Here is a 19884-nt window from a genome sequence, read left to right as displayed (position 1 = left end):
CATCCCGATCCATTTTTCCTCGTTCCAGCATTGCTCTCACCACCTATTCCTATTTTACCGCGCTCAAACGAAAAAGCCCAGCTTTTGCTGGACTTTTTCGACAGACTGAGCCTCTGCATGCGCAGAGGCTTTCAAATGCACATACTCACCAGACCGATGAGCAGCAGGTGCACCGGATAAAACCAATAAAAGAACTGTTTGAGGTTTTTCTCTCCTCTTGTCCCGTTGTAGGCAATCAGAAACGGTATAGCCAGCAGACTGAATATCTGAATACCGCCGATTTGCAGTGAAAGCACCAGCAGACCGACCGAAAAACCGCACAATCGAATCCAATCCCGTTTATCGCCTGCATCGGAACATTTCTCCCAAATGCACGCGGGCAGCTCGGCGAACAGCGGCAATATCACACCATAGAATCCGTAATCAATGACCATCCAGTCACAGATGAGCCAGATACCGCCCATACAGCCCAGCATTATCGCAACGCCAAAAAGCCGTAAGGTAAGTTTATTTTTCGCCCAGCAAGTCTGTAAATACTGAAACGCATACAATGCGCATAGCGAAAGCGAAAATGTGATCAGTATATTGCCATAGATTGTTTTGTCGTACACATAATAGGCTGCCATACACAGCAGCCCCATCCCAAACAACCTGAGCAGATACTGCCATGGATGATGTGTCCGTCGGCTGCCTTCGCAGATACAAAAGGAAAACACCGGAAACGCCAGACGACCGATAATCCGCAAAATGGTCCATTGCGGGAGCAGCTCCATGCCCACATGATCCAGCACCATCGCCACTGCGGCAAACAGTTTGATTTGATTTTGTGATAATTCGATTGTCGATTTCTTCTGCATGCTGATCCCTTCCGGCACACATCCATCCGCATTCTGTCTGTGCGCACCTACTGATTCAGCATCAGTATAGCACCAATCCTCTCGGAATACAACGCATGGTCCTTGCTGGGCACATACCGTACTCCCGCTCTCCCCAACGCAAAACCTCCGGCAGGATGTCCATGACAACATCACATCGAAGGTCTACGCGAAAGAAAAGGCAATTTACAAAATAACATTCGTTATTTCCGAATCGAACAGCTTCATTTTGGCAGAAGCAGTCAAATGCTATCTGTTTCTCCCATCACTCCCCTCTGCCGTTTCACTATATTGAACAAAAATAAAAGCTATCTTTGTAAAGGAATAGAGTTGCCGACGAGAAAGGATTTGCTTTATGATAAGGATAAGGCATCAAAAACATGAAACAAGCAGCCCTATGCTGACAGACAAAAATGAAAGGCAAGATTTCTTCCTTATGCACGAAAAAATGTTTCTACAGGTTTTGTCGTTTGCTGGTTGCATCGCTATGCTTTGCAGCTGCACGCCTGTATCGCCAACACAACCACCGGATGCAAACGACAGCCCGTCATCTATCTCCACGGAAGCGTCCAATGTTGCTTCCGTGACCATCGACGATATTATTTCCACTCAAATACCGCCGCAATTTGCAGGCATGGAAGTAATTGAGGATACCAGCCTTGTGGACTGGGGAATCTATCCTTTTCCAGAAAACATGATTTCACTTTCCGATGCAATTGTTTACGGCACAGTAACCGACAAGCAGTATATCAATTTCAGCGAAGATGCATGGACGGAATTCCATTTTACCGTGGAGCAAACGCTGCAGGGCAATGTAAGTACGGATGCGGCACTTACCATATATAGCTCCGGCGGATATATCACGCAGTATGACCAATTCACCGCGCAGGGAATGCGAGAACGTATCACCGATCGCACCGACGCTCAGCTGCAAAACACCATCGTACATCAACACGCGAATTATCATTTCGATCCGCTGGTCGAAAAAAAGTATATCCTCTTTTTGACGCAGACCGATTCAGATTCTATACTTCCGCAGGATACCTATCAAATCGTCGGCGCAAAATACTGCCAGCTATGCGAAACTGCACCCGATACGTTCAGTTACATTGCCTTTGGTCCAGACCCCGAAAATCCGGATGCCGTATTTTCTCCTGACGATCCGGTAGTGCAAATAACACGCAGGGAAATGGAGTCGCTTGTTTCGACCGAGAGTGAAAATACGAAAAGAAAGGTTCTGTCATGAAACGCATGAAGAGAATAATCGCTGCCGGCCTCTTATGCAGTCTGCTGCTATCCGGCACCTCGTACGCTTCTGATTCTTATCAGGAAATTACAGATGAAATGTATGCATTTGGATTGGGCGACTATATCGCCTACAAAAACATGGATGATCTGAAATTTCATATTTTTTCTGTTAATCAAGGAAAATTCACGGAGTTTCTCACAACTGACAGCACGTTGCCGAACCGGGATGCGCTCTCTCTGTCAGATGCAGACACCGGGGACTATTTCGCGGCTATCTTAGACGGCAAATATGCTATTTTTACCCATGCATTCAAACAGCTTACGCCAAACAAATATACATGGATAACCTTTCATGACGATTTTGCCATTGGAGAAATTGCTGATCCGACCATGTCCCCCAACGATAACAGCAAGACGACCTATGAGCTAATCGTTCTTGCATCCGGGAAGGTTTTTCTTTCGGTAACCGGTTCACGGATACGCATTTCAGACGACGGTCAATATTTTGTTACCGATAAAGGCATTTATGACAGCACCGGGCAGCTCCTGTTCCAACCGGAAGCAGCACGCATTTTCTCCGAGGATGTCATTCCATTATCCGATGCAGAATTCCTCTGGATCGGTGAAACAAACCAGCAGTATGCCCTTTTTCAATCCAACACACGAAAAAGCGAATGGTATGACGAAATCAATCCCATATTTATGCTCCGGACACAGCTGTTTACAGCCAGTAAAGATGAAACTTCTTTTTTGCTGGATTTCAATGGGAATATCGTAGCGGAAACCGCCGGATCTATTTCCCTGCTAGCAACCGATGTCGCTGCCATTACAGAAAACAATACGGTTACGTATTGGAATCACAATGGGAAAATTGACTTTTTAAGTTCATACAGTGCGGTACAATCACTGAGCGGGGATTCTCCTGCCAGAATGACCAACTTGCTTGTACAGAACGCCTCCGATCACAAATGGGGTGTCATCCGTCAGGACGGCACCGAACTGCTGCCGCCCGTCTATGATCTTGCAGAAAATGTCACGCAAAGCAATGACATTTATCAAACCATGCTCAACGGAACCGCACAGGTTTGGAATTTGAGTACAGGGAAACCACTTTCGATCCCGTCTCATGATGGTTTGCAATCCAGCACATACGTCGGAGACAAAGCAGACGAATGGATCGCATCACTGAAAGAGCTTGAAAATGGCCTTGCAATTGCCGATCTATATGATAAAAACGGCAATCTCGTATATGAAAATATCCGTCAAATTTTCTACCTGAATGGGCAGAAGTTCTATGCCAAAGCTGTTTCTACTGAAAAAAACAATTATCAGGAAGTGCTGGAAACAGAGGACGGGCGCCGTTTATTTTCCGCACCACGCAGTGAAACCATCAGTCTGGTATCCAGAGCTGTCATTCGCACCATCCCCTGCACGGTGGAATACGGTGAAAACGCCCGTTGTTTTCTGGATACTTCATTCCAATCCGCCGAACCCCAGTTTTCTTATCTCCGATATTATTTGCTGCATTGGGGTATCAAGGGCTGGATTTTATGCGGCGGAGTCGTGATGACTGCTGCCGTATCCGGCATCATCATATCTCGCAAACATGCAGAAAAAAGAGCCGTCAAATGACGGCTCTTTTTTTGTAAAAACCTTCTGCAATTGCATATGGATTCTGTTATCAATCCATTACTATTGGATGAAGTTCTCTATTTTCCATAATCCACGTTGATACTGTTTTTTTAATCAAAAACGCATCGAAAATCAACTTGTTACAAGTGTTCCCGCCGCACTCCGCCGATGCCGCTGCTCAAAAGCGGTTAACACTCATATAATCTATATCAAGCACAATCACAGTTCAATATTAAAGTCTATCATATCATCATAGAGCTTCTTACATTTTTCAAAATCCTGCTCCCTCATCGCATCCAGAATTGCGCGGTGCCGGAAATCGCCTTCGAACAAAGTCACGCCTTTTTCTCGCCAACCGGCAACTCGTTTTTTCAACGTCAAATAGACATACTTTTCTATGGTGTTTTTCGCCATTGCAAAACAGTAGCTGTAAAGCGTGTTATGCGACATCAACCATATCTGTTCATGAAATTTGACATCATACCGCGTCATTTCCTTCATTTGTTCCTCATCAATGGGCAAAACCGTATTCCTTTTTACTGCTTCGTATTCGGTGCAAATACGGTCCAACTCATCAAACTCTTCCTTGGTTGCGCGGATGATTGCCAAACGGGCACATTCCACTTCAATCAATTTACGAAACTCGCAGACATTTTCCATCAGCTTCGGTTCACTGAAAAGATCCTGCACCGCATTGATATAATCGGAAAACTCAAACTTTTTGACATACGTTCCGTCCCCCACCCGTGTTTCCACCAGCCCGATTGCATTCAGACGCTGCAAGGCCATGCGCACAGTCAAACGATTCACGCCATAAAGAGTCGCCAATTCTGTTTCTGATGGGAGTTTTTCGTCGGCTTTCCAGCGCTGCGCCACGATATTTTCACGCAAATTCTGATAAACCTGTTCTCCTGCCGTTATTTTTTCAACCTTCTTAATGGTTGGCATACACTCTCATCCTTTACTATTTGTTATGCATCCGCACAAACGCTTCTATCATGCCCTCAATTTCCTTATGACCATTATATCAGATTTGTTGAAAACACACAAACACATTTGAAATTTTTCTTATTTTTAGCCAAAATATCTAAATCGCGGAAAAATTCTCTTGACTTCATATGGTTGTTGTATAATAATTTAGTTGTAAATCAGGCGAACAAGTAACCTGATAAAAGATCGATCTTTAAAACAAGCAGCACAAATAAGGGAGGGAACATAATGATTCTTCTGTGGTTCGTAATTTCAATCGCACTGCTGATTTTGATGATCTCCAAGCTGAAAGTTCATGCATTTCTCACACTGCTGATTATTTCATTATTTTTTGGTGTCTGTGCAGGAATTCCAATCCATGAATTACCCACGCTCATTGCCAGTGGATTCGGCAATACCATGACAAGCATCGGTATTGTCATCGTGTGCGGTGTTGTTATTGGCACATTTCTGGAATATACCGGTGGCGCACAGAAAATTGCAGATGCGATTTTAAAGTTGATTGGCATCAAGCGAGCAACTTATGCAACTTCCATCACCGGTGCATTCGTATCCATTCCGGTTTTCTGTGATTCCGGTTTTGTCATTCTCAATCCGATCATCAAGGGTCTTTCCCGACGCGGCCGTATTTCTTACGCTTCGCTTGTCGTTGCGCTGATGGCCGGTCTGCTTTGCACCCATTCCTTCATCCCCCCAACACCCGGACCAGTTGCTGCCGCCGGCCTGTATGGCGCGGAAATCGGCCAAGTCATGTTTTATGGCTTAATCGTATCCATTCTGGTGGTCATTGTATGCTCCATTTGGGCAAATTCCCGTTTCGTTAAAGGTGCATTCCCCGAGGTTGCTGCGGAAAACGAGCTGGATGCGGAGCAGGAAAAGGAATTTCAAAAGGTTGTAGAGCATGCACCTTCGACGTTCATGTCGTTTATTCCTGTAGCGCTCCCTATCGTTATCATCATCTTAAAGTCGTTTTTCGGTAATGCAGAAGGGAATATGCTCCAGCGCATTCTGGATGTTGTGGGCACGCCTTGGGTCGCGCTGCTGATTGGTACCGCAATCTGCTTCCTGCTGCCGACCAAACTGAACGAAACCGTAACGAACGAATGGGTCGCCAAATCACTGAGCGGTGCCGCAGAAATCATGTGCATCACCGCAGCAGCCGGCGGTTTCGCTGCAGTTCTTCAGGCAACTACCATCGGTGACACCCTGGCCAATTTGGTACTTGATGCAGGTCTGCCGGCAGTATTTGTTCCCTATTTGATGGCTGCTTTGATTAACCTTGCGCAAGGCTCGGCCACTGTTGCCCTGACAACAGTAGGCGGTATTCTGGCACCGATGCTGCCCGCACTTGGTTTGAATCCAATCGTTGCCACGCTCGCAACGGCAGCCGGTTCCCTGTCCTTCTGCCATACGAACTCTTCGTATTTCTGGTGCGTAACCAAACTGGGTAATCTGAAGCTAAACCAAAGCTATCGTTTGATCACATTAACATCCGTGATGATGGGTCTGACTGCTATGGTTGTCATTTGCATTTTGAATCTGTTTCTATAAATAGGAGGCGCTACATATGAAAATTACAAGTGTGGATATCATTAAGGCATTCAAAACTCCATCGATTGCGGCAGAAGTTGCAGTAGGCAATGTTCCATGGCATCCGGTCTTTGTCCGCATCAATACGGATGAAGGGATTAGCGGCTATGGTGAAATCGGCGTAGCCTACGGCAATGCACAGAGCGCCGGTTTTGGCATGGGCGTTGACTTTGCAAAATGCATCATCGGTCTGGACCCGATGAACAGCGAGGATATCTGGAACCGACTGCATCGTCTGACCTTCTGGGGCATGGGCAATGGCGGTGTCATCATGGCCGGTATCTCCGGCATTGATATTGCGCTCTGGGATATCAAGGGTAAGGTGTTAAATGCACCGGTCTATCAGCTGATGGGCGGCAAAACAAACAGCAAATTACGCGCCTATGCCAGCCAGCTGCAGTTTGACTGGGGTAAGGTAAGCCATTCCTTGGCAAAGCCGGAAGAATATGCAGAAGCAATGCGCAAGGCCATGGCCGATGGATTTGACTGCGTGAAGGTTGATCCGGTTGGCTTTGATGAAAACGGTGTATGGATGGGACGAAGCAGCCGCGGCATTCTGCAGCGTGACCAGTTAAAACTTGCCGTCGATCGTGTGGCAGCCATGCGCGAAGTTGGGCCGGATGTCGATATCATTATCGAGCTGCACGCATTGACCGATGCGACAACATCCGTACAATTGGGCCGTGAATTACAGAAACTCAACTGCTTCTACTATGAAGAACCTACGCAGCCGCTCAATCCGAACCTGTTTAGAGAAATCAGCAGCAAAATCGAAATTCCTGTCGCAACAGGCGAGCGTGTATATACCCGTTGGGGATATCGACCCTTCTTCGAAGATCATTCTATTGGTATCATCCAGCCCGATCTTTGCAACACCGGCGGCTTGACCGAGGGCAAAAAGATCTGTGATATGGCGCATGTGTATGATATCGGCGTGCAAGTCCACTGCTGTGGCGGTCCGATTTCGGCTGCTGCCGCACTGCAGCTGGAAGCGGTCATTCCTAACTTTGTCATTCACGAGCTGCATGCATCTGCTCTGATTGAAGATAATATCAATCTTTGCAAATATGATTATGTTGCCAAGGATGGTTATTTTGAAGTACCCGATCGTCCCGGCATCGGTCAGGAACTTACCGATGAAGCCATCGCCAATGCCGAAGTTGTAACTGTAAAATAACGCCCCCTCACTACAGAAGGTCCGTGTTTCTGTTTAGGAAACACGGACCTTCTTTTGTGAAATTATGGCAAGTCAAATCAAAAAATACAGGAATTGTTCCGGTTATTTTCCATTCCTTTCTGCCACTTGCCTATGCGATAATCCCGCATTTTAAAACTCTAAAATATGATGCAGAGCCAAGTATTTTACATTATCCATCCGTTAATATATTTTCATTCTTTTCTCTCAGCATCTTACCAAAGTGCATGGTGACAAGATTCGTAAAAATCTGCATGGACATTGGCTGACTGGCCGTATTATTGTCGCTGGGGATAATAAAAATCTTATCATACGGCCTGCTGGCCTTGAGACGCTGATTGTTTGTGACCAGCACCAAATAGGGACGATTCTGCTTGGTGTAATCAAAATAACTTTGGAAATCCTCAAAATAGCGACCGCTGCTTGAAATTACAATGATTAACGTCTCAGAGCCGCATTGTTGTATGAAATTCTCCTGCTCCGGTAAAATGTTAAAACAATTTGCAATTTTATCATAAGATGACAATTCCATCTGGAAATTCAGTGCAATTGGATAGGCGTGCATTTGGGCGCAAAGCCCGATATTTTCGTATTTCAGCAGCAGCTTGGAAAACTGCTCCAATACTTCATCCGTTGCATATTCACGCACGACATGCAGCATCTCCACATGATGGCGAAAGTATTCACGCGTCATATCCTCTTTGGGCAAGGCAAGGTACTCATCGTATCGGTGATACCGTCCGGTCAATGCCACATGCATGGTTTGCCGCATGGATTGATAGTCCTCATAACCCAGTCTCCGGCAAAAGCGCGAAACTGTCGATTTGGATACAAAACTTCCTTTGGCGATATCTTCCACTGAAATTTTTTTGAGCTTATAGATATTACTGATAAGGTACTTTGCAATACGATAATCAGAAGAATCCGAACTGGTAGAATTAAGAACTGCGTAAAGTCCGTTGCGCAGTTTTTTCATGGTTGAACCAACCTTTCAACGCAATGTAAATGGTGCTGCATCATGTTTGCAGATATAGAATGTGTATGTATTTATTATAACATAGAACCCAGTAATATTTAAGTAGCGATACACATTTTCGACAGGAACAAAAAGCGTTTAAAATTTAAAATTATGTAAATAACACAAAATATTCCGACTGTTTTCAGCAAAAAGAGAATGAAAAAAAGAATATCGTTTCATTTTATGAAACAATATTCAGATAGTTGAAATGCCGGAAATTGCAGGAACGGTTGTGCTATAATTTGGTCAATCCAAGCAAGTGCACTGTTTCAATCACAAAAAGGAGGCCCGTACTACGCATGAGTACATTTGAGAAATTTAGATCAAAAATGGAAGAAGTCATCGCAAGATTTTCCTCTACAACGGCAATCAATGCTTTAAAAAACGGCATGCTGGCAACGTTGCCGCTGACAATGCTGGGTTCCATTTTCCTGCTTGTAGCAAGTTTCCCAATTGATAATTGGTCGGAAATCATGACCGGCTTGCTCGGCCCAGATTGGAAATATCCGTTTACACAGGTTTCAAGCAGCACCTTTGACATAATTGCGCTGGTCGCATCCTTTAGTATCGCTTATCAGTATGCGCGCATTAAAAAAATCGAACCGTTTGCCTGCGGTATGATTTCGTTGGTTAACTTTCTCGTACTGATTCCGTCCGTTGTTGTACAGGATGGTGTTGAAGTCGACAGCATCATTCCGAAAACCTGGGCAGGCGGCAGTGGTATGGCAACGGCAATTATTGTAGGCCTCATCACCGGTTGGCTCTATACAGCTATTTTAAATAAAGGATGGCGCATTAAGATGCCTGCCAGTGTTCCGGAAGGAGTCGCAAACTCCTTTAATGCGTTAATCCCAGGCTTTCTGACGATTCTGATGGCCTTTGTGGTTTGCGCAGTTTTCCGCATTGGACTGCAAACAACACTGTCAGAGTGCATCGTAGCAATTCTGCAAATTCCGTTGCAATCCGGTCTTGGTTCATTGCCGGGTTACCTGTTGTACACCATTCTTATTTCTATCTTCTGGATGTTCGGCATTCATTCTTCTGTACTGAACTCGATCGCAAACCCCTTTCTGCGTGCAAATGGCCTCGCCAATCAGGCTCTTCTGGATGCAGGCGTTGCGCTCACCGCATCCAATGGTGCCTACTTAATCACGTTTCAATCGCGGTCCAATTTCATTACAATGACAGGCGCCTGCATCACCGTTGGTTTGGTGTTGGCCATGGCTTTCCGTGCACGGTCGATGCGTTACAAACAGCTGGGCAAACTTGCACTCATTCCGACTTTCTTTAATGTCAATGAGCCGGTTTTGTTTGGTTTCCCGATTGTGCTGAATTTTGCAATGCTGATTCCCGTACTTCTTGTGCCGATTTGTGCTGCACTGACCGTATATTTTGCTACTGCCATCGGCTTTATGGCGCCTTTCGGTGCTATCGAAGTGCCGTGGACCACGCCTCCGCTCATCAGCGGTTTCATTCTGGGCGGTTGGCGCGCTTCGGTAGTTCAGTTGCTCATTATTCTGGAATCCTGTGTGATTTACTATCCATTCTTCAAAAAACAGGATGCACTGGCTTATCAGGAAGAACAGGAAGGAGAACCATCTTGAATATCGAAAAGCAGTTTCCGGAGGGCTTTCTCTGGGGCGGTGCAGTCGCTGCGAATCAGTGCGAAGGCGCTGCTTTTGAGGGTGGAAAAGGCCTTTCCGTGGCAGATATTGCGCCCAAAGGCGTTCGTGGACCGTATGACAGCGCAATTGTTCCGAATAAGTACTATCCGCATGCACAGGCAGTGGATTTCTATCACCGATATCCGGAAGATCTTGGTTATATGAAGGAACTAGGCTTAAAATGCTTCCGTACATCCATCGCATGGTCACGTATTTTTCCGAAGGGCGACGAGGCCGAGCCAAACGAAGAGGGCTTGCAGTTTTATGACCGTCTGTTTGATGAGATTCACCGCGACGGTATGGAACCGCTGGTGACGATTTCGCATTATGAGACACCGCTGTATCTGGTAGACCATTATGGTGGTTGGCGCAACCGGAAAATGATTTCATTTTTCCTTAAGTATTGCAATGTCATCTTCCAACGATATCACAACAAGGTCAAATACTGGTTGACCTTTAACGAAATGAACAATGTCCACAACTTCCCCTTTGTGGCAGGTGGTTTCCGTGTAGCGGAAGGAGAAAATGAAGTAGAAGCGGTCTATCAGGCATCGCACTATATGTTTGTTGCAGCGGCGCAATCCGTCGCGCTGCTGCATCAGATTGACCCCGCCTGTCAGATCGGCTGCATGATCAGCACCAGTACGTTATACCCAGCCACCTGCCGGCCAAATGATGTTTTTGGTGCCTATACCGGACAGCGAAGAAAGTACTTTTTTGTGGATGTGCCGGTCAACGGCCGCTATCCGGGGTATATCAAGCGTGTATGGCGTGAAAATAACGTGCATCTGGAAACTCGGCCCGAAGATTTTGTGGCGCTGAAAAACACGGTGGACTTTATTGGCTTTAGTTATTATCGGAGCAGCACCTACGAGGATGGCAAGCAGCTGCACAGCGACACCGGCGGTTTTATCTCCGACCCCAATCCCTATCTCAAAAGCACAGATTTCGGATGGCAGATTGACCCCATGGGTTTGCGTTTGGTGTGCAACGAACTGACGGATTTGTTCCACAAGCCGTTGTTTATTGTCGAAAATGGCATCGGTACACGAGAAACACTCGTTAACGATACGGTAGAGGATGATTACCGCATCGACTTTGTGCGGCAGCACTTACTGGCAGTACATCAGGCCATTCTGGACGGATGCAATATTATGGGATACACTTACTGGGGTCCATTTGATATTGTGTCGGCAGGTACTGCACAGATGGAGAAAAGATACGGCTTTGTCTATATTGATAAAGATGATAACGGGAACGGTTCCCTCAAACGTTATAAAAAAAAATCCTTTGCGTTTTATCAACAGGTCATTGCAACCAATGGCTCGTGCCTGTTTGAATAAAAGAAATGGCTTAGTACAGGTAATACCATCAAAAAAAAGAAAGCGAGGAATATACTATGAGAAAAATTATTTTGTTGTGTTCGGCGGGTATGAGTACCAGCATGCTGGTAGAAAAAATGAAGCAGGCGGCACAAGCGGAAAACTACGAATGCACCATCAGTGCGCACGCAATTGCAGAGGCTGCTGAGTATGGTGCAGATGCCGATATCGTTCTGCTTGGGCCTCAGGTACGCTTTAATCTTGCTAAGGTGAAAGGGATGGTGTCCTGCCCGGTGGAGGTCATTGACATGGCCGCATATGGCCTGATGGATGGCAAAAAGGTCATTGCGTTTGTAAAGAAAGTGCTGGGTGATTGATCATGCAGGAATTGGAAGCCATTTGCTTTCAGATGATTAGCGCCGTTGGTACGGCAAGATCGATGTACATTGAAGCGATTCATTTAGCAAAGGCCAGTGAATTTGAACAGGCGCAGGAAATGATGCGGCAGGCGCAACAGAATTTTGTAGAGGGGCATCATGCACATGCCAAGCTCATTGAAAACGAAGCTGACGGCAACCAAACGCCTTTCTCGTTAATTCTCATGCATGCAGAAGACCAAATGATGAGTGCAGAAGCATTTGGCATTCTTGCCGAAGAATTCATCGAAATCTATAAGCAAATAAAACAGTAAATTTGCTGGACAGATAGATTTTAGCGTGAAGCTGTCCCAAACTATGTGTAAACCTCCGATGTGGTGTGGCATAAAAGCACCACATCGGAGGTTTTTTCATCTGTCCAGAACGCATCGCAGTCAGGACAAATATGCCCGCCCGCCAAGAGAAAATTCGTGAGCTGCTACAGATGGCAAGCTGCGGCAGCGTGGATGACATTCAACATCTATACAAAGAAACCATTGCCGAGTTCATAGAAAGCAGTTTGAAGGCTGAACTGGAGGACGCGTTAGGCTACAGCCAGTATGACTACAAAGATAAAGACATAGATAGCAAACTGCTGACAACGGTGTGTATGAAAATCATAAGGCCACCTCCCTACTGTCACACCGATTCCAGACACATCCACAGGGTTTATAATCTCCTCGCGTGCATATCCTGCATCCGCACAAAGCCCCTGCCCTGGTGTTACGCTGACACCACAGCAGGGGCACTGCCGGAATAAGGGGAAGTTGATTCCGGCAAACACTTTGTTGTTTTTTATGACAGGCTGTTTTGTGCTTTGAGCCACGGAATAACATCTATGAGCGTTTCGCACACTGCATCTACTTTTTCAACAACCTCTTGCCGCGGTATATCCAGATCCGGAACCCATATTGCATGCATTCCTGCACAATGCGCAGCCTCCAGTCCTCTGCCGGAGTCCTCCAGCACCAGACATTCCGGGGCTGAAACCTCCAGACGCTCGGCAGCCAGCAGAAAGCTCTCCGGCGATGGCTTCGGCTGATGGAAATCCCCTCCACCGATTATTACCGGAAAATACTCAGCCAAATCTGCCATCTCAATATATTGCTGCACCACATGCCGCGCCGAACCTGATGCCACAGCAGTTTTTATGCCATGGTCGCACAAAAAGTTCAGCAGCTCCCGCAGACCGGATTTACAGGGAATTCCCTGCTCCGCAAACAGTTTTTCCATCTCTTTTCTGACACCTGACCAGCAGACATCATATGTATACGCGGGATCAATCGCACCAAAAGCGTTTGCAAATATTTGTGCGCTTGCCTCAAAATCAGCCCCGCACATCTGCCGCTTCATATCAATGGTAAACTGCAAGCCGCGCTTAGCACAGGCTGTTTGAAGCATGTGAAAGGCCACCCGCTCGGTTTCGAACATCAGTCCGTCCATGTCGAAAATCACCGCATGAATCACACGTTTTCTCCTTTTTATCCGGGAGAGTTACTTTGGCAGCAGATCGCTCACCTGTTTGTCCCCGAACGTCTCGCTCCACACCTTATCAAAACCCTTTACCGATTCCGCCGTTGCAGGATGCGCAATCAGCGCATCAAACAGGGCCGGTGCAATCGTCACTGCCTGACAGCCGCAAACAGCCAGATTTTTGATCTGGTCCACTGTGCGGAAGCTCGCTCCAATCACCTTGCACGGATATCCGCCGTTTCGGAAAGCCGTCACCATTTCCGCCACACAACCGACTCCGTCAGCACCCATATTATCGATATGGCTGACATAGGGCGCCACATAGTCCGCACCCGCCTTTGCCGCCACCAGCGCCTGCATCATCGAGTGCACCACGGTAACCGCGACAGGGATTCCGGCCTGCTTGCACAGGCGGACTGCCCGATATCCCTCTTTTACCGCCGGAATTTTGACAACGAACTGCGCGCCGAAATAGCTTTGCAGCATTTTCGCCTGCTCAAACATCTCTGTCGCCGTAGAGCCGGTTACCTGTACAAAAACTTTGGCCCCATTTTCATCGGCATACTTTTTATATTCGGCCATCAGCACCGAAACGGACTGCTTGGCCTGCGTAAAAATCTTAGGATTGGTGGTAAAACCATCAATCGGAAAATATTGTGCAATCTCTTTGATTACATCAATATCTGCAATGTCCACATAAAGCTCCATTTTGTTCTCCTTTCGATTTGCAGTTTATCACATTACCGAAATTCTTCCAGAAGCGACAGCGCCTGCGTCTGATTTTGTGCAAGACACAGCGCATTGCGCAGCTTTTCATCACGGCTAAGCTCCATAATATTCTCCAGAATGTGCAAATGCTTTTTCTGATCCGGGGAGGACAGCACAAATAAAAAACGGATTCCTTCGCGGTCCATAATGGTCAAGCCTTCACGGTAAATGGTCAGGCGCAGTCCCAGCGTCATCACACCATCCTGCGGTCTGGCATGCGCGATTGCAATATCCTCACTGATGACAAAATAAGGCCCGTGCGCCTTGCCCAGCGCAATCATTTTATCCACATAGCTTTGCTGAATACAGCCGCAGTTGAGCAAGGGATCTGCGGTTTTGCGAATCTCGTCTTTCCAGTCTCCCTCCGCACGGTCTGCGAATCGAATGCCATAAGTGCACAGCATGCCATGCAAATTTGCCAAAGCTGGCTGCGGCAGGTTGACCAGCGGACCTTCCGCATTCAAATATTGATTCAGCTCCTCCCGAATCCGAATATAGGTCGAATCATCCACATTTTGGCGCACAATACGCAGCAGCATCCGCAGCTGCATGCTGTCCGGGCTGGATTGGATATCCAGCAGCGCCATCAGGGTGGCAATATTCGCCTTATCTTCATTTGTCAAGATGGGCCGCACCCGAATCAGGGGATAGCGGCAATCAAACGATACGGTTGAGATGACAAAATCAATTTTCTTATCCGTAGCATACTCATTGATTTCTCCCGCTCGCACCACATCTTCCACGATAATATTGTTAAACTTGGTTTCAATTTCCGCACGCAGCAGTTGAGCGCTGGTTGTGATACTCGGACAGGTGATCAGCACATGTGCCACCTCTGCCTGACGGCTGGCTGTGTGCATCGCCACACCGAAATGCAGCGTCAAGTATGCTATCTCACCCTCATCCACAGGATACGGAAAGTCCTGCATCATCCGTTCGCAGCATGACTTCGTCATACAGAATAACTCTGAATAATTCTGTTGGATATCCTCGCGCAAGGGATTGATATGCGGCACTTTATTGCGATAATTATAGCAGGAAAGCTTCATGTGCATATAAATTGCATGAATCAAATCCTGCTTGTTTTCAAAAGAAACGCAGGCGACGATTTCAAAAATATCAATCAGGCGCTTGGTACATTCCCAAAGCTCGATTTCCTCCGACCACATATCCGCATAGGTGCTGCCATTGCTGAAGTTCATCATGCAAATTGCCAGATATGTCTTTTCGTGCTCCTGCAAATCGGCGAATATTTCATTAACCATATGCAGTTCGCGGGTCTTTTGAATCATCTCCGCATCAATAATGGACATGCTGCCCGCGCTTGGCTTGGAATGAATCATGAGAAGCAGATACACGATCTCGAGCAGCCCCTCCTCGGTCAGGCTGAGCGAAAGTCCAGTGCTGAGCCGCCGCATTTTCTGCATATACTCCGAAATACATCCGGCATCGAAAAAATCAATCTGTTCCCGCGGCGCATTGCATATCAGATGGGAAATATGCAGCTGAAACACGGTGCGCATGAGCAACAAATCTCCCTGCACATAGTAACCCGCCTGACGGGAATTGAGAAGTTCCAGCTGAAAGGCTGCCAATTCCTTTTTGACGTCGGTCAAATCCGAAAAGATAATGTTGCGGGAAAGCTCGAACTTATCCTGCAGCGTTTTCAGCCGCAACGGTTGTGTCGCACAAATGGCAGCGCATATGATATACGAGATCCGGTCTTTTTTGCTCAGCTGTGTATTTTCTTTTGCCAGCCAGGACTGCGCAGCCGTACGCTGTGAATCGGTCAGACAAAAGCCGTCCGACTGCGCTTCCAATTCATCCGCACCCAACTGTTTGAATAAATGCCGCAGATTGTTCAGACTGTAATATACGGTTCGCTTGGATACACCGGTCAGGCGAGCCAGCTCCGCAGCGGAAGACGCCTTTTCTCTTTTGATGAGCAAGTGTAATATCTGCCGCTCATTTGGCGTGAGCTGGATCATAATTGCTGCCACAGTGCTTCCCTCCGTCTATCCTTATCTATGCATTGACAATTTCCTGATACAACGCAGCCGCATCCGTCATTTGAACACATTTCTGCACACGCGCTTCATCCATCAGAATCTCCGCCAGTTCCTGCAGCATTTCCAGATGACTATTGGAATCCTGCGCACAAAGTGTTACAAACAACCGCACCGGATCCTCCGGCTTGTCGAAAAACGCAACCGGTTTGCGAATCACCGTAACCGCCAGCTGCTGCCGGATGACACCGTCTTCCGGTCGGGCGTGTACCAGAGCAATATCTTTGCCCACGATATAATAGGAGCCATGCTCCTCGGTCAATTGAATGACACGTTTGGGATAATTATCCGTGATATATCCCTGCTCTACCAGCAGATGGGTAGAAACATCAATGGCCTCGCGCCAGTCCTTTACACAATCTATGATACGGACATTTTCGGGCTTTAAATATGCAGCGATTTTATTTGGCATAGCCTTTCATGCTCCAATCAAAGATTTAAATTTCTGCTCCAGCTCATCGTAATCGGTCAGGCTGTTCAGCGCAATTGTCGGGCCGTATTTTTCACATTCTTCCTTGATATCCGCCGCGCAGATAAACAAATCGGCAACACCCGGACCTGCATCATACACGCCGGCATGATTGACGCTGACATCGTCCATGCCGAGCTTTTGCAGCACTTTTTTCACGTTCATTTCCACAAGGAAGGAGGAGCCAAGACCGGACATGCAGCAGCAAAGAATACGATTGATTTTCATACTATAACCTCTTTCTTCATAACCGAAAACACATTCTAATTGTTTAAACAGCGCCGCATCACACATCGTGCGGGATGCTTTCCCATCCGAGGGCATCCTGCCGCGCGGCGCTGCTTCCGACTACTTTTCCTCGCGTTCGGTCATGCCCGGCTTGCTCTTGGTCAGAGCCGAGTATACCATAGGCAGGAAGAAAAGTACAACACAAATTACCGTAAAGATGGCACTGCCTGCCGTGCCGCCGAACTGCGTGATAAACATACCGAATACGGATGCATCCGCGCCGCCAAACGTCGTACCGTCCACGAGCACATGACCGAACTGGATCAACATTGCCGGGAAAATGGCAATGCAGAAGCCGGTAACCACAGAGGAAATGACAGCGCCGCGCAGACCGCCTTCCTTATTGCCCAAACAACCTGTCGTTGCACCATAGAAGAACGAGGTGAACAATGTGGGCAGAATCAGCGGCAATTCGAACGAAGTTCCCGCCAGAGCCACTTGTAGGAAGAATGCGCCGATTGCGCCAACCGTTGCACTGAGGAATCCAATCAGGACAGAATTGGGCTGATACGGATAAATAATCGGGATATCCAGCGCAGGAACCGCGTTGGGAATAAACTTGTCCGCAATTCCCTTGAAGGCAGGCACCAGTTCTGCAACAACCATGCGAACGCCGGCCTGAATCACATAAATCGAAACCGCAAACTGAACACCATAAGTAATAGAGAAAATGATGAAATTGGTATCGCCCAGCGTTTCCGCAGCCAGCTCGGGCGTCGTTACCATTGTCAGACCGCAAACCGCAAGATACACAATCGTCATGGCCAGCGACAAAGAGATGGTCAAGTCGCGCAGCACATTCAGATTTTTGTTCATCTTGATTTCTTCAGCATCCGAGTTCTTGTTGCCGACCAGCTTAGCAACCACGACTGCAATCCAGTAATACACCATGCCGGAGTGACCGATTGCCAGATCCTTGGAGCCGGTGCACTTGCAAACAGTCTTGTAAATCATAGCGGGCGCGCAAGCCATATACGTGCCGGTGAGCAAACCGCCGCACAAAATTGTCTGCCACATGGGGAAGCCCAATCCGTTCATGGCGATTGCACAGCAGGTGGATACCCACATGACTTCGTGTCCGGTCAGATATACAAAACGGAACTTGGAAAAACGCGCAACCACAATGTTGACCAGAAATGCCAGCACCATGATACCGGACAAAGCCGCGCCAAACTGTGCCGATGCGACCGCAAAACAGGACTCGTTTACCGGCAAAGTACCCGTCATATTGAGCGCACCCTGCATCATGGAATTGAGCGGGCCGATGGATGTCTGAACAATGCCTGCGCCACTGCTGATCAGCGTGAAACCAACAATCGTTTTAATCGTTCCCTTTAAGCAATCGGCAGCAGGCGCCTTTCTAATCAATAAACCGACCAACGCGATCAAAGCAATCAGAATGGTTGGATTAGAAATAAACTGAACAAAGAAGTTCAGGATCGTTTGAATAATTACCATTTCTTTTCCTCCACTTTACCAAGTATTCTTGTAGGCACCTATCATGCTCATAGTATATTCGTTTATAAGGCTAAAAAAAAGTCCCATTTGCTTCATCGATGAACGCGCAAAATTTGGAACGTCCTGTCGATTGCACACCCGCGTCTGCATACATCCGTATCTTGGTCAGAAGATAAGTCGGTCCTTTCCCCCATTTCCAATCGGCCGTGTATTCCTCCAATGCAAAAGCACTCAAAGCACTTTTTGTGCCTTGAGCCCTCGTTCTTCCTTTTTCACGCGTTTTCCTCGGATAACTTACGCGTTTTTATTAGGGCGGTAACAGGGTGTTCAAGGCTAAATCATGATCTCATTTTTGATGCTCCTGCCTCACGAACATTGCGTACTGCGTTATGATTGCGATCCATCGTCATGCCACAAAGAAAGCCGTCAGATCGCAAAATCTGACGGCTTTTTGATGATAGTCTTCGTTCCCGGCCCCGACTTACTGCGGCTGTTCCGGCGTAAATTTTGAAGTACGGATCACATCCTGCATTCTTGCAATCCATTTATCCAGCAGCTTCTGCCACCGCTCGGTATCAATATAGGGATTTTCCCCATGCTGACTCTTGATCGAAAACAGATCGATTTGATCCGGATGCGAAGGAATGACCACATCCACCGGAATGGTCTTCAGTCTCTCCAGCGAATGAATATAATCCTGACGCAAATGCAGCGGCAAGGGGCGCTGTTCCAATATTTCATCCAGCATGGTGACCACACCGATGCCGCCCATCAAGCCACACTGATATACCTTTCCATCCTCGGTTTGCTCAAAAATAAACGAATACGTTCCTTCCGTATGGCCTGGGGTGAAAAGCGTGCGGATTACCACATTGCCCAAGCGAATCGGCTGCTCCTCCTGATAAAATCCATCGACATCAAAGTCCGCATATTCATGTCCTTCGGTGAGGATATACTCTTTCTTTTCCGTCAAAACTGGAAGTTCCTCGCGTCCAATGTACATCTTGGCTCCGGTATACTCTTTCACGATTCTTGCAGCGCCGATATGATCGTAATGCGCATGGCTGAGCAAAATCAGTTTAATGTCACGCGGATCATATCCCACTTTGCGAATCGACTCAAACAACTGATAGGTGAAACAGGGCATCGCTGTATCAATCAGGATGAGCCCATCGCCGCTGTCAATGAGGAAACATCCAACATACTGATTGCCCACATAATAGGTGTTGCCGATCATACGAAACGGTTCCACCTGATAGTTGTATGGATGATCGAAGAAATCCTTAAAAACCTCCATGTGCTTTTGAACTGCACCCCATTTGTTAGACAGTATGATATACTGGATAACAAGTGGGGTGCTTTATTATGCCAAAAGGAATACCAAACAAACGCTACACACCAGAATTCAAGAA

The 19884-nt window shown here is 47.1% G+C and carries 18 protein-coding genes and 1 pseudogene; 9 read left to right on the top strand and 10 right to left on the bottom strand.

All coding sequences use genetic code 11. The features are described 5' to 3' along the window. Positions 1 to 131: 131 nt before the first annotated feature. Entirely contained in the window at positions 132 to 857 is a 726-nt protein-coding gene (locus ACTQ34_RS14695) for a TraX family protein (RefSeq protein ID WP_441364464.1), read from the bottom strand. Positions 858 to 1311: 454 nt separating this feature from the next. Between ACTQ34_RS14695 and ACTQ34_RS14690 the strand changes: the two genes are divergently transcribed. Then, positions 1312 to 2121 carry a hypothetical protein gene (locus ACTQ34_RS14690; RefSeq protein ID WP_441364463.1) on the top strand — a complete coding sequence of 270 codons (810 nt, stop codon included), beginning with the start codon at positions 1312 to 1314 and terminating at the stop codon, positions 2119 to 2121. Then, on the top strand, positions 2118 to 3755 hold the full coding sequence (locus ACTQ34_RS14685; protein ID WP_441364462.1) for a hypothetical protein: 1638 nt from the start codon (positions 2118 to 2120) through the stop codon (positions 3753 to 3755). Before ACTQ34_RS14690 ends, ACTQ34_RS14685 begins: the two co-directional genes overlap by 4 nt. Positions 3756 to 3974: 219 nt before the next feature. On the opposite strand, the gene ACTQ34_RS14680 is transcribed toward ACTQ34_RS14685, so the two are convergent. Then, entirely contained in the window at positions 3975 to 4703 is a 729-nt protein-coding gene (locus ACTQ34_RS14680; protein ID WP_441364461.1) for a FadR/GntR family transcriptional regulator, read from the bottom strand. 270 nt (positions 4704 to 4973) lie between these two features. Here ACTQ34_RS14680 and ACTQ34_RS14675 point away from each other — a divergent pair, with 270 nt between their 5' ends. Both ACTQ34_RS14675 and ACTQ34_RS14670 read left to right on the top strand, forming a co-directional pair. Continuing rightward, complete coding sequence (locus tag ACTQ34_RS14675; protein WP_441364460.1) at positions 4974 to 6296, top strand: GntP family permease; 1323 nt, start codon at positions 4974 to 4976, stop codon at positions 6294 to 6296. 16 nt (positions 6297 to 6312) lie between these two features. After that, entirely contained in the window at positions 6313 to 7512 is a 1200-nt protein-coding gene (locus ACTQ34_RS14670) for a mandelate racemase/muconate lactonizing enzyme family protein (RefSeq protein ID WP_441364459.1), read from the top strand. Positions 7513 to 7702: 190 nt separating this feature from the next. Here ACTQ34_RS14670 and ACTQ34_RS14665 read toward each other — a convergent pair whose 3' ends face one another. After that, complete coding sequence (locus tag ACTQ34_RS14665) at positions 7703 to 8506, bottom strand: MurR/RpiR family transcriptional regulator (protein WP_441364458.1); 804 nt, start codon at positions 8504 to 8506, stop codon at positions 7703 to 7705. A gap of 341 nt (positions 8507 to 8847) precedes the next feature. Between ACTQ34_RS14665 and ACTQ34_RS14660 the strand changes: the two genes are divergently transcribed. The 5 genes and pseudogenes from ACTQ34_RS14660 to ACTQ34_RS14640 form a co-directional block, all read left to right on the top strand. Next, positions 8848 to 10152: a PTS sugar transporter subunit IIC gene (locus ACTQ34_RS14660; protein WP_441364457.1), complete on the top strand. Its 1305-nt coding sequence runs from the start codon at positions 8848 to 8850 to the stop codon at positions 10150 to 10152. A gap of 2 nt (positions 10153 to 10154) precedes the next feature. Then, a complete protein-coding gene (locus ACTQ34_RS14655) occupies positions 10155 to 11555 on the top strand; it encodes a glycoside hydrolase family 1 protein (RefSeq protein ID WP_441364465.1) in 1401 nt (466 codons plus the stop codon). 56 nt (positions 11556 to 11611) lie between these two features. Next, a complete protein-coding gene (locus ACTQ34_RS14650; protein WP_441364456.1) occupies positions 11612 to 11911 on the top strand; it encodes a PTS sugar transporter subunit IIB in 300 nt (99 codons plus the stop codon). A 2-nt stretch (positions 11912 to 11913) separates the two neighbouring features. Further along, positions 11914 to 12225, top strand: a complete 312-nt coding sequence (locus ACTQ34_RS14645) for a PTS lactose/cellobiose transporter subunit IIA (protein WP_441364455.1) — start codon at positions 11914 to 11916, stop codon at positions 12223 to 12225. 131 nt (positions 12226 to 12356) lie between these two features. After that, positions 12357 to 12539: pseudogene (locus ACTQ34_RS14640) on the top strand (IS256 family transposase); the annotation flags it as partial. A gap of 206 nt (positions 12540 to 12745) precedes the next feature. On the opposite strand, the gene ACTQ34_RS14635 reads toward ACTQ34_RS14640, so the two are convergent. The 7 genes from ACTQ34_RS14635 to ACTQ34_RS14605 all read right to left on the bottom strand — a co-directional run bounded on the left by ACTQ34_RS14635 (position 12746) and on the right by ACTQ34_RS14605 (position 19769). Further along, positions 12746 to 13417 (bottom strand): HAD family hydrolase, encoded by a 672-nt coding sequence (locus tag ACTQ34_RS14635; RefSeq protein WP_441364454.1) that lies wholly within the window; start codon positions 13415 to 13417, stop codon positions 12746 to 12748. Positions 13418 to 13444: 27 nt separating this feature from the next. After that, on the bottom strand, positions 13445 to 14131 hold the full coding sequence (locus ACTQ34_RS14630; RefSeq protein WP_441364453.1) for a transaldolase family protein: 687 nt from the start codon (positions 14129 to 14131) through the stop codon (positions 13445 to 13447). A gap of 32 nt (positions 14132 to 14163) precedes the next feature. After that, a complete protein-coding gene (locus ACTQ34_RS14625) occupies positions 14164 to 16191 on the bottom strand; it encodes a BglG family transcription antiterminator (protein WP_441364452.1) in 2028 nt (675 codons plus the stop codon). Between the two features lie 25 nt (positions 16192 to 16216). Beyond that, positions 16217 to 16669 carry a PTS sugar transporter subunit IIA gene (locus tag ACTQ34_RS14620; protein WP_441364451.1) on the bottom strand — a complete coding sequence of 151 codons (453 nt, stop codon included), beginning with the start codon at positions 16667 to 16669 and terminating at the stop codon, positions 16217 to 16219. Positions 16670 to 16675: 6 nt separating this feature from the next. Continuing rightward, on the bottom strand, positions 16676 to 16954 hold the full coding sequence (locus ACTQ34_RS14615; RefSeq protein WP_441364450.1) for a PTS sugar transporter subunit IIB: 279 nt from the start codon (positions 16952 to 16954) through the stop codon (positions 16676 to 16678). Between the two features lie 120 nt (positions 16955 to 17074). Next, positions 17075 to 18472 carry a PTS ascorbate transporter subunit IIC gene (locus ACTQ34_RS14610; RefSeq protein ID WP_441364449.1) on the bottom strand — a complete coding sequence of 466 codons (1398 nt, stop codon included), beginning with the start codon at positions 18470 to 18472 and terminating at the stop codon, positions 17075 to 17077. 481 nt (positions 18473 to 18953) lie between these two features. Further along, a complete protein-coding gene (locus ACTQ34_RS14605) occupies positions 18954 to 19769 on the bottom strand; it encodes an MBL fold metallo-hydrolase (RefSeq protein ID WP_441364448.1) in 816 nt (271 codons plus the stop codon). Between the last annotated feature and the right edge of the window lie 115 nt (positions 19770 to 19884).

The organism is Agathobaculum sp. LCP25S3_E8, from assembly GCF_052117165.1.
Taxonomy (GTDB): Bacteria; Bacillota; Clostridia; order Oscillospirales; family Butyricicoccaceae; genus Agathobaculum.
Note: the sequence above shows the minus strand (reverse complement) of the source record. Positions and strands in the feature narration are given on the sequence as shown.

Excerpts from the sequence above, each read along its gene's own strand:
- ACTQ34_RS14695 (WP_441364464.1), bottom strand. The coding sequence starts at position 857 with ATGCAGAAGAAATCGACAATCGAATTATCACAAAATCAAATCAAACTG.
- ACTQ34_RS14610 (WP_441364449.1), bottom strand. The coding sequence starts at position 18,472 with ATGGTAATTATTCAAACGATCCTGAACTTCTTTGTTCAGTTTATTTCT.
- ACTQ34_RS14680 (WP_441364461.1), bottom strand. The coding sequence starts at position 4,703 with ATGCCAACCATTAAGAAGGTTGAAAAAATAACGGCAGGAGAACAGGTT.
- ACTQ34_RS14605 (WP_441364448.1), bottom strand. The coding sequence starts at position 19,769 with ATGGAGGTTTTTAAGGATTTCTTCGATCATCCATACAACTATCAGGTG.
- ACTQ34_RS14630 (WP_441364453.1), bottom strand. The coding sequence starts at position 14,131 with ATGGAGCTTTATGTGGACATTGCAGATATTGATGTAATCAAAGAGATT.
- ACTQ34_RS14645 (WP_441364455.1), top strand. The coding sequence starts at position 11,914 with ATGCAGGAATTGGAAGCCATTTGCTTTCAGATGATTAGCGCCGTTGGT.
- ACTQ34_RS14620 (WP_441364451.1), bottom strand. The coding sequence starts at position 16,669 with ATGCCAAATAAAATCGCTGCATATTTAAAGCCCGAAAATGTCCGTATC.
- ACTQ34_RS14615 (WP_441364450.1), bottom strand. The coding sequence starts at position 16,954 with ATGAAAATCAATCGTATTCTTTGCTGCTGCATGTCCGGTCTTGGCTCC.
- ACTQ34_RS14660 (WP_441364457.1), top strand. The coding sequence starts at position 8,848 with ATGAGTACATTTGAGAAATTTAGATCAAAAATGGAAGAAGTCATCGCA.
- ACTQ34_RS14685 (WP_441364462.1), top strand. The coding sequence starts at position 2,118 with ATGAAACGCATGAAGAGAATAATCGCTGCCGGCCTCTTATGCAGTCTG.
- ACTQ34_RS14650 (WP_441364456.1), top strand. The coding sequence starts at position 11,612 with ATGAGAAAAATTATTTTGTTGTGTTCGGCGGGTATGAGTACCAGCATG.
- ACTQ34_RS14665 (WP_441364458.1), bottom strand. The coding sequence starts at position 8,506 with ATGAAAAAACTGCGCAACGGACTTTACGCAGTTCTTAATTCTACCAGT.
- ACTQ34_RS14690 (WP_441364463.1), top strand. The coding sequence starts at position 1,312 with ATGCACGAAAAAATGTTTCTACAGGTTTTGTCGTTTGCTGGTTGCATC.
- ACTQ34_RS14670 (WP_441364459.1), top strand. The coding sequence starts at position 6,313 with ATGAAAATTACAAGTGTGGATATCATTAAGGCATTCAAAACTCCATCG.
- ACTQ34_RS14675 (WP_441364460.1), top strand. The coding sequence starts at position 4,974 with ATGATTCTTCTGTGGTTCGTAATTTCAATCGCACTGCTGATTTTGATG.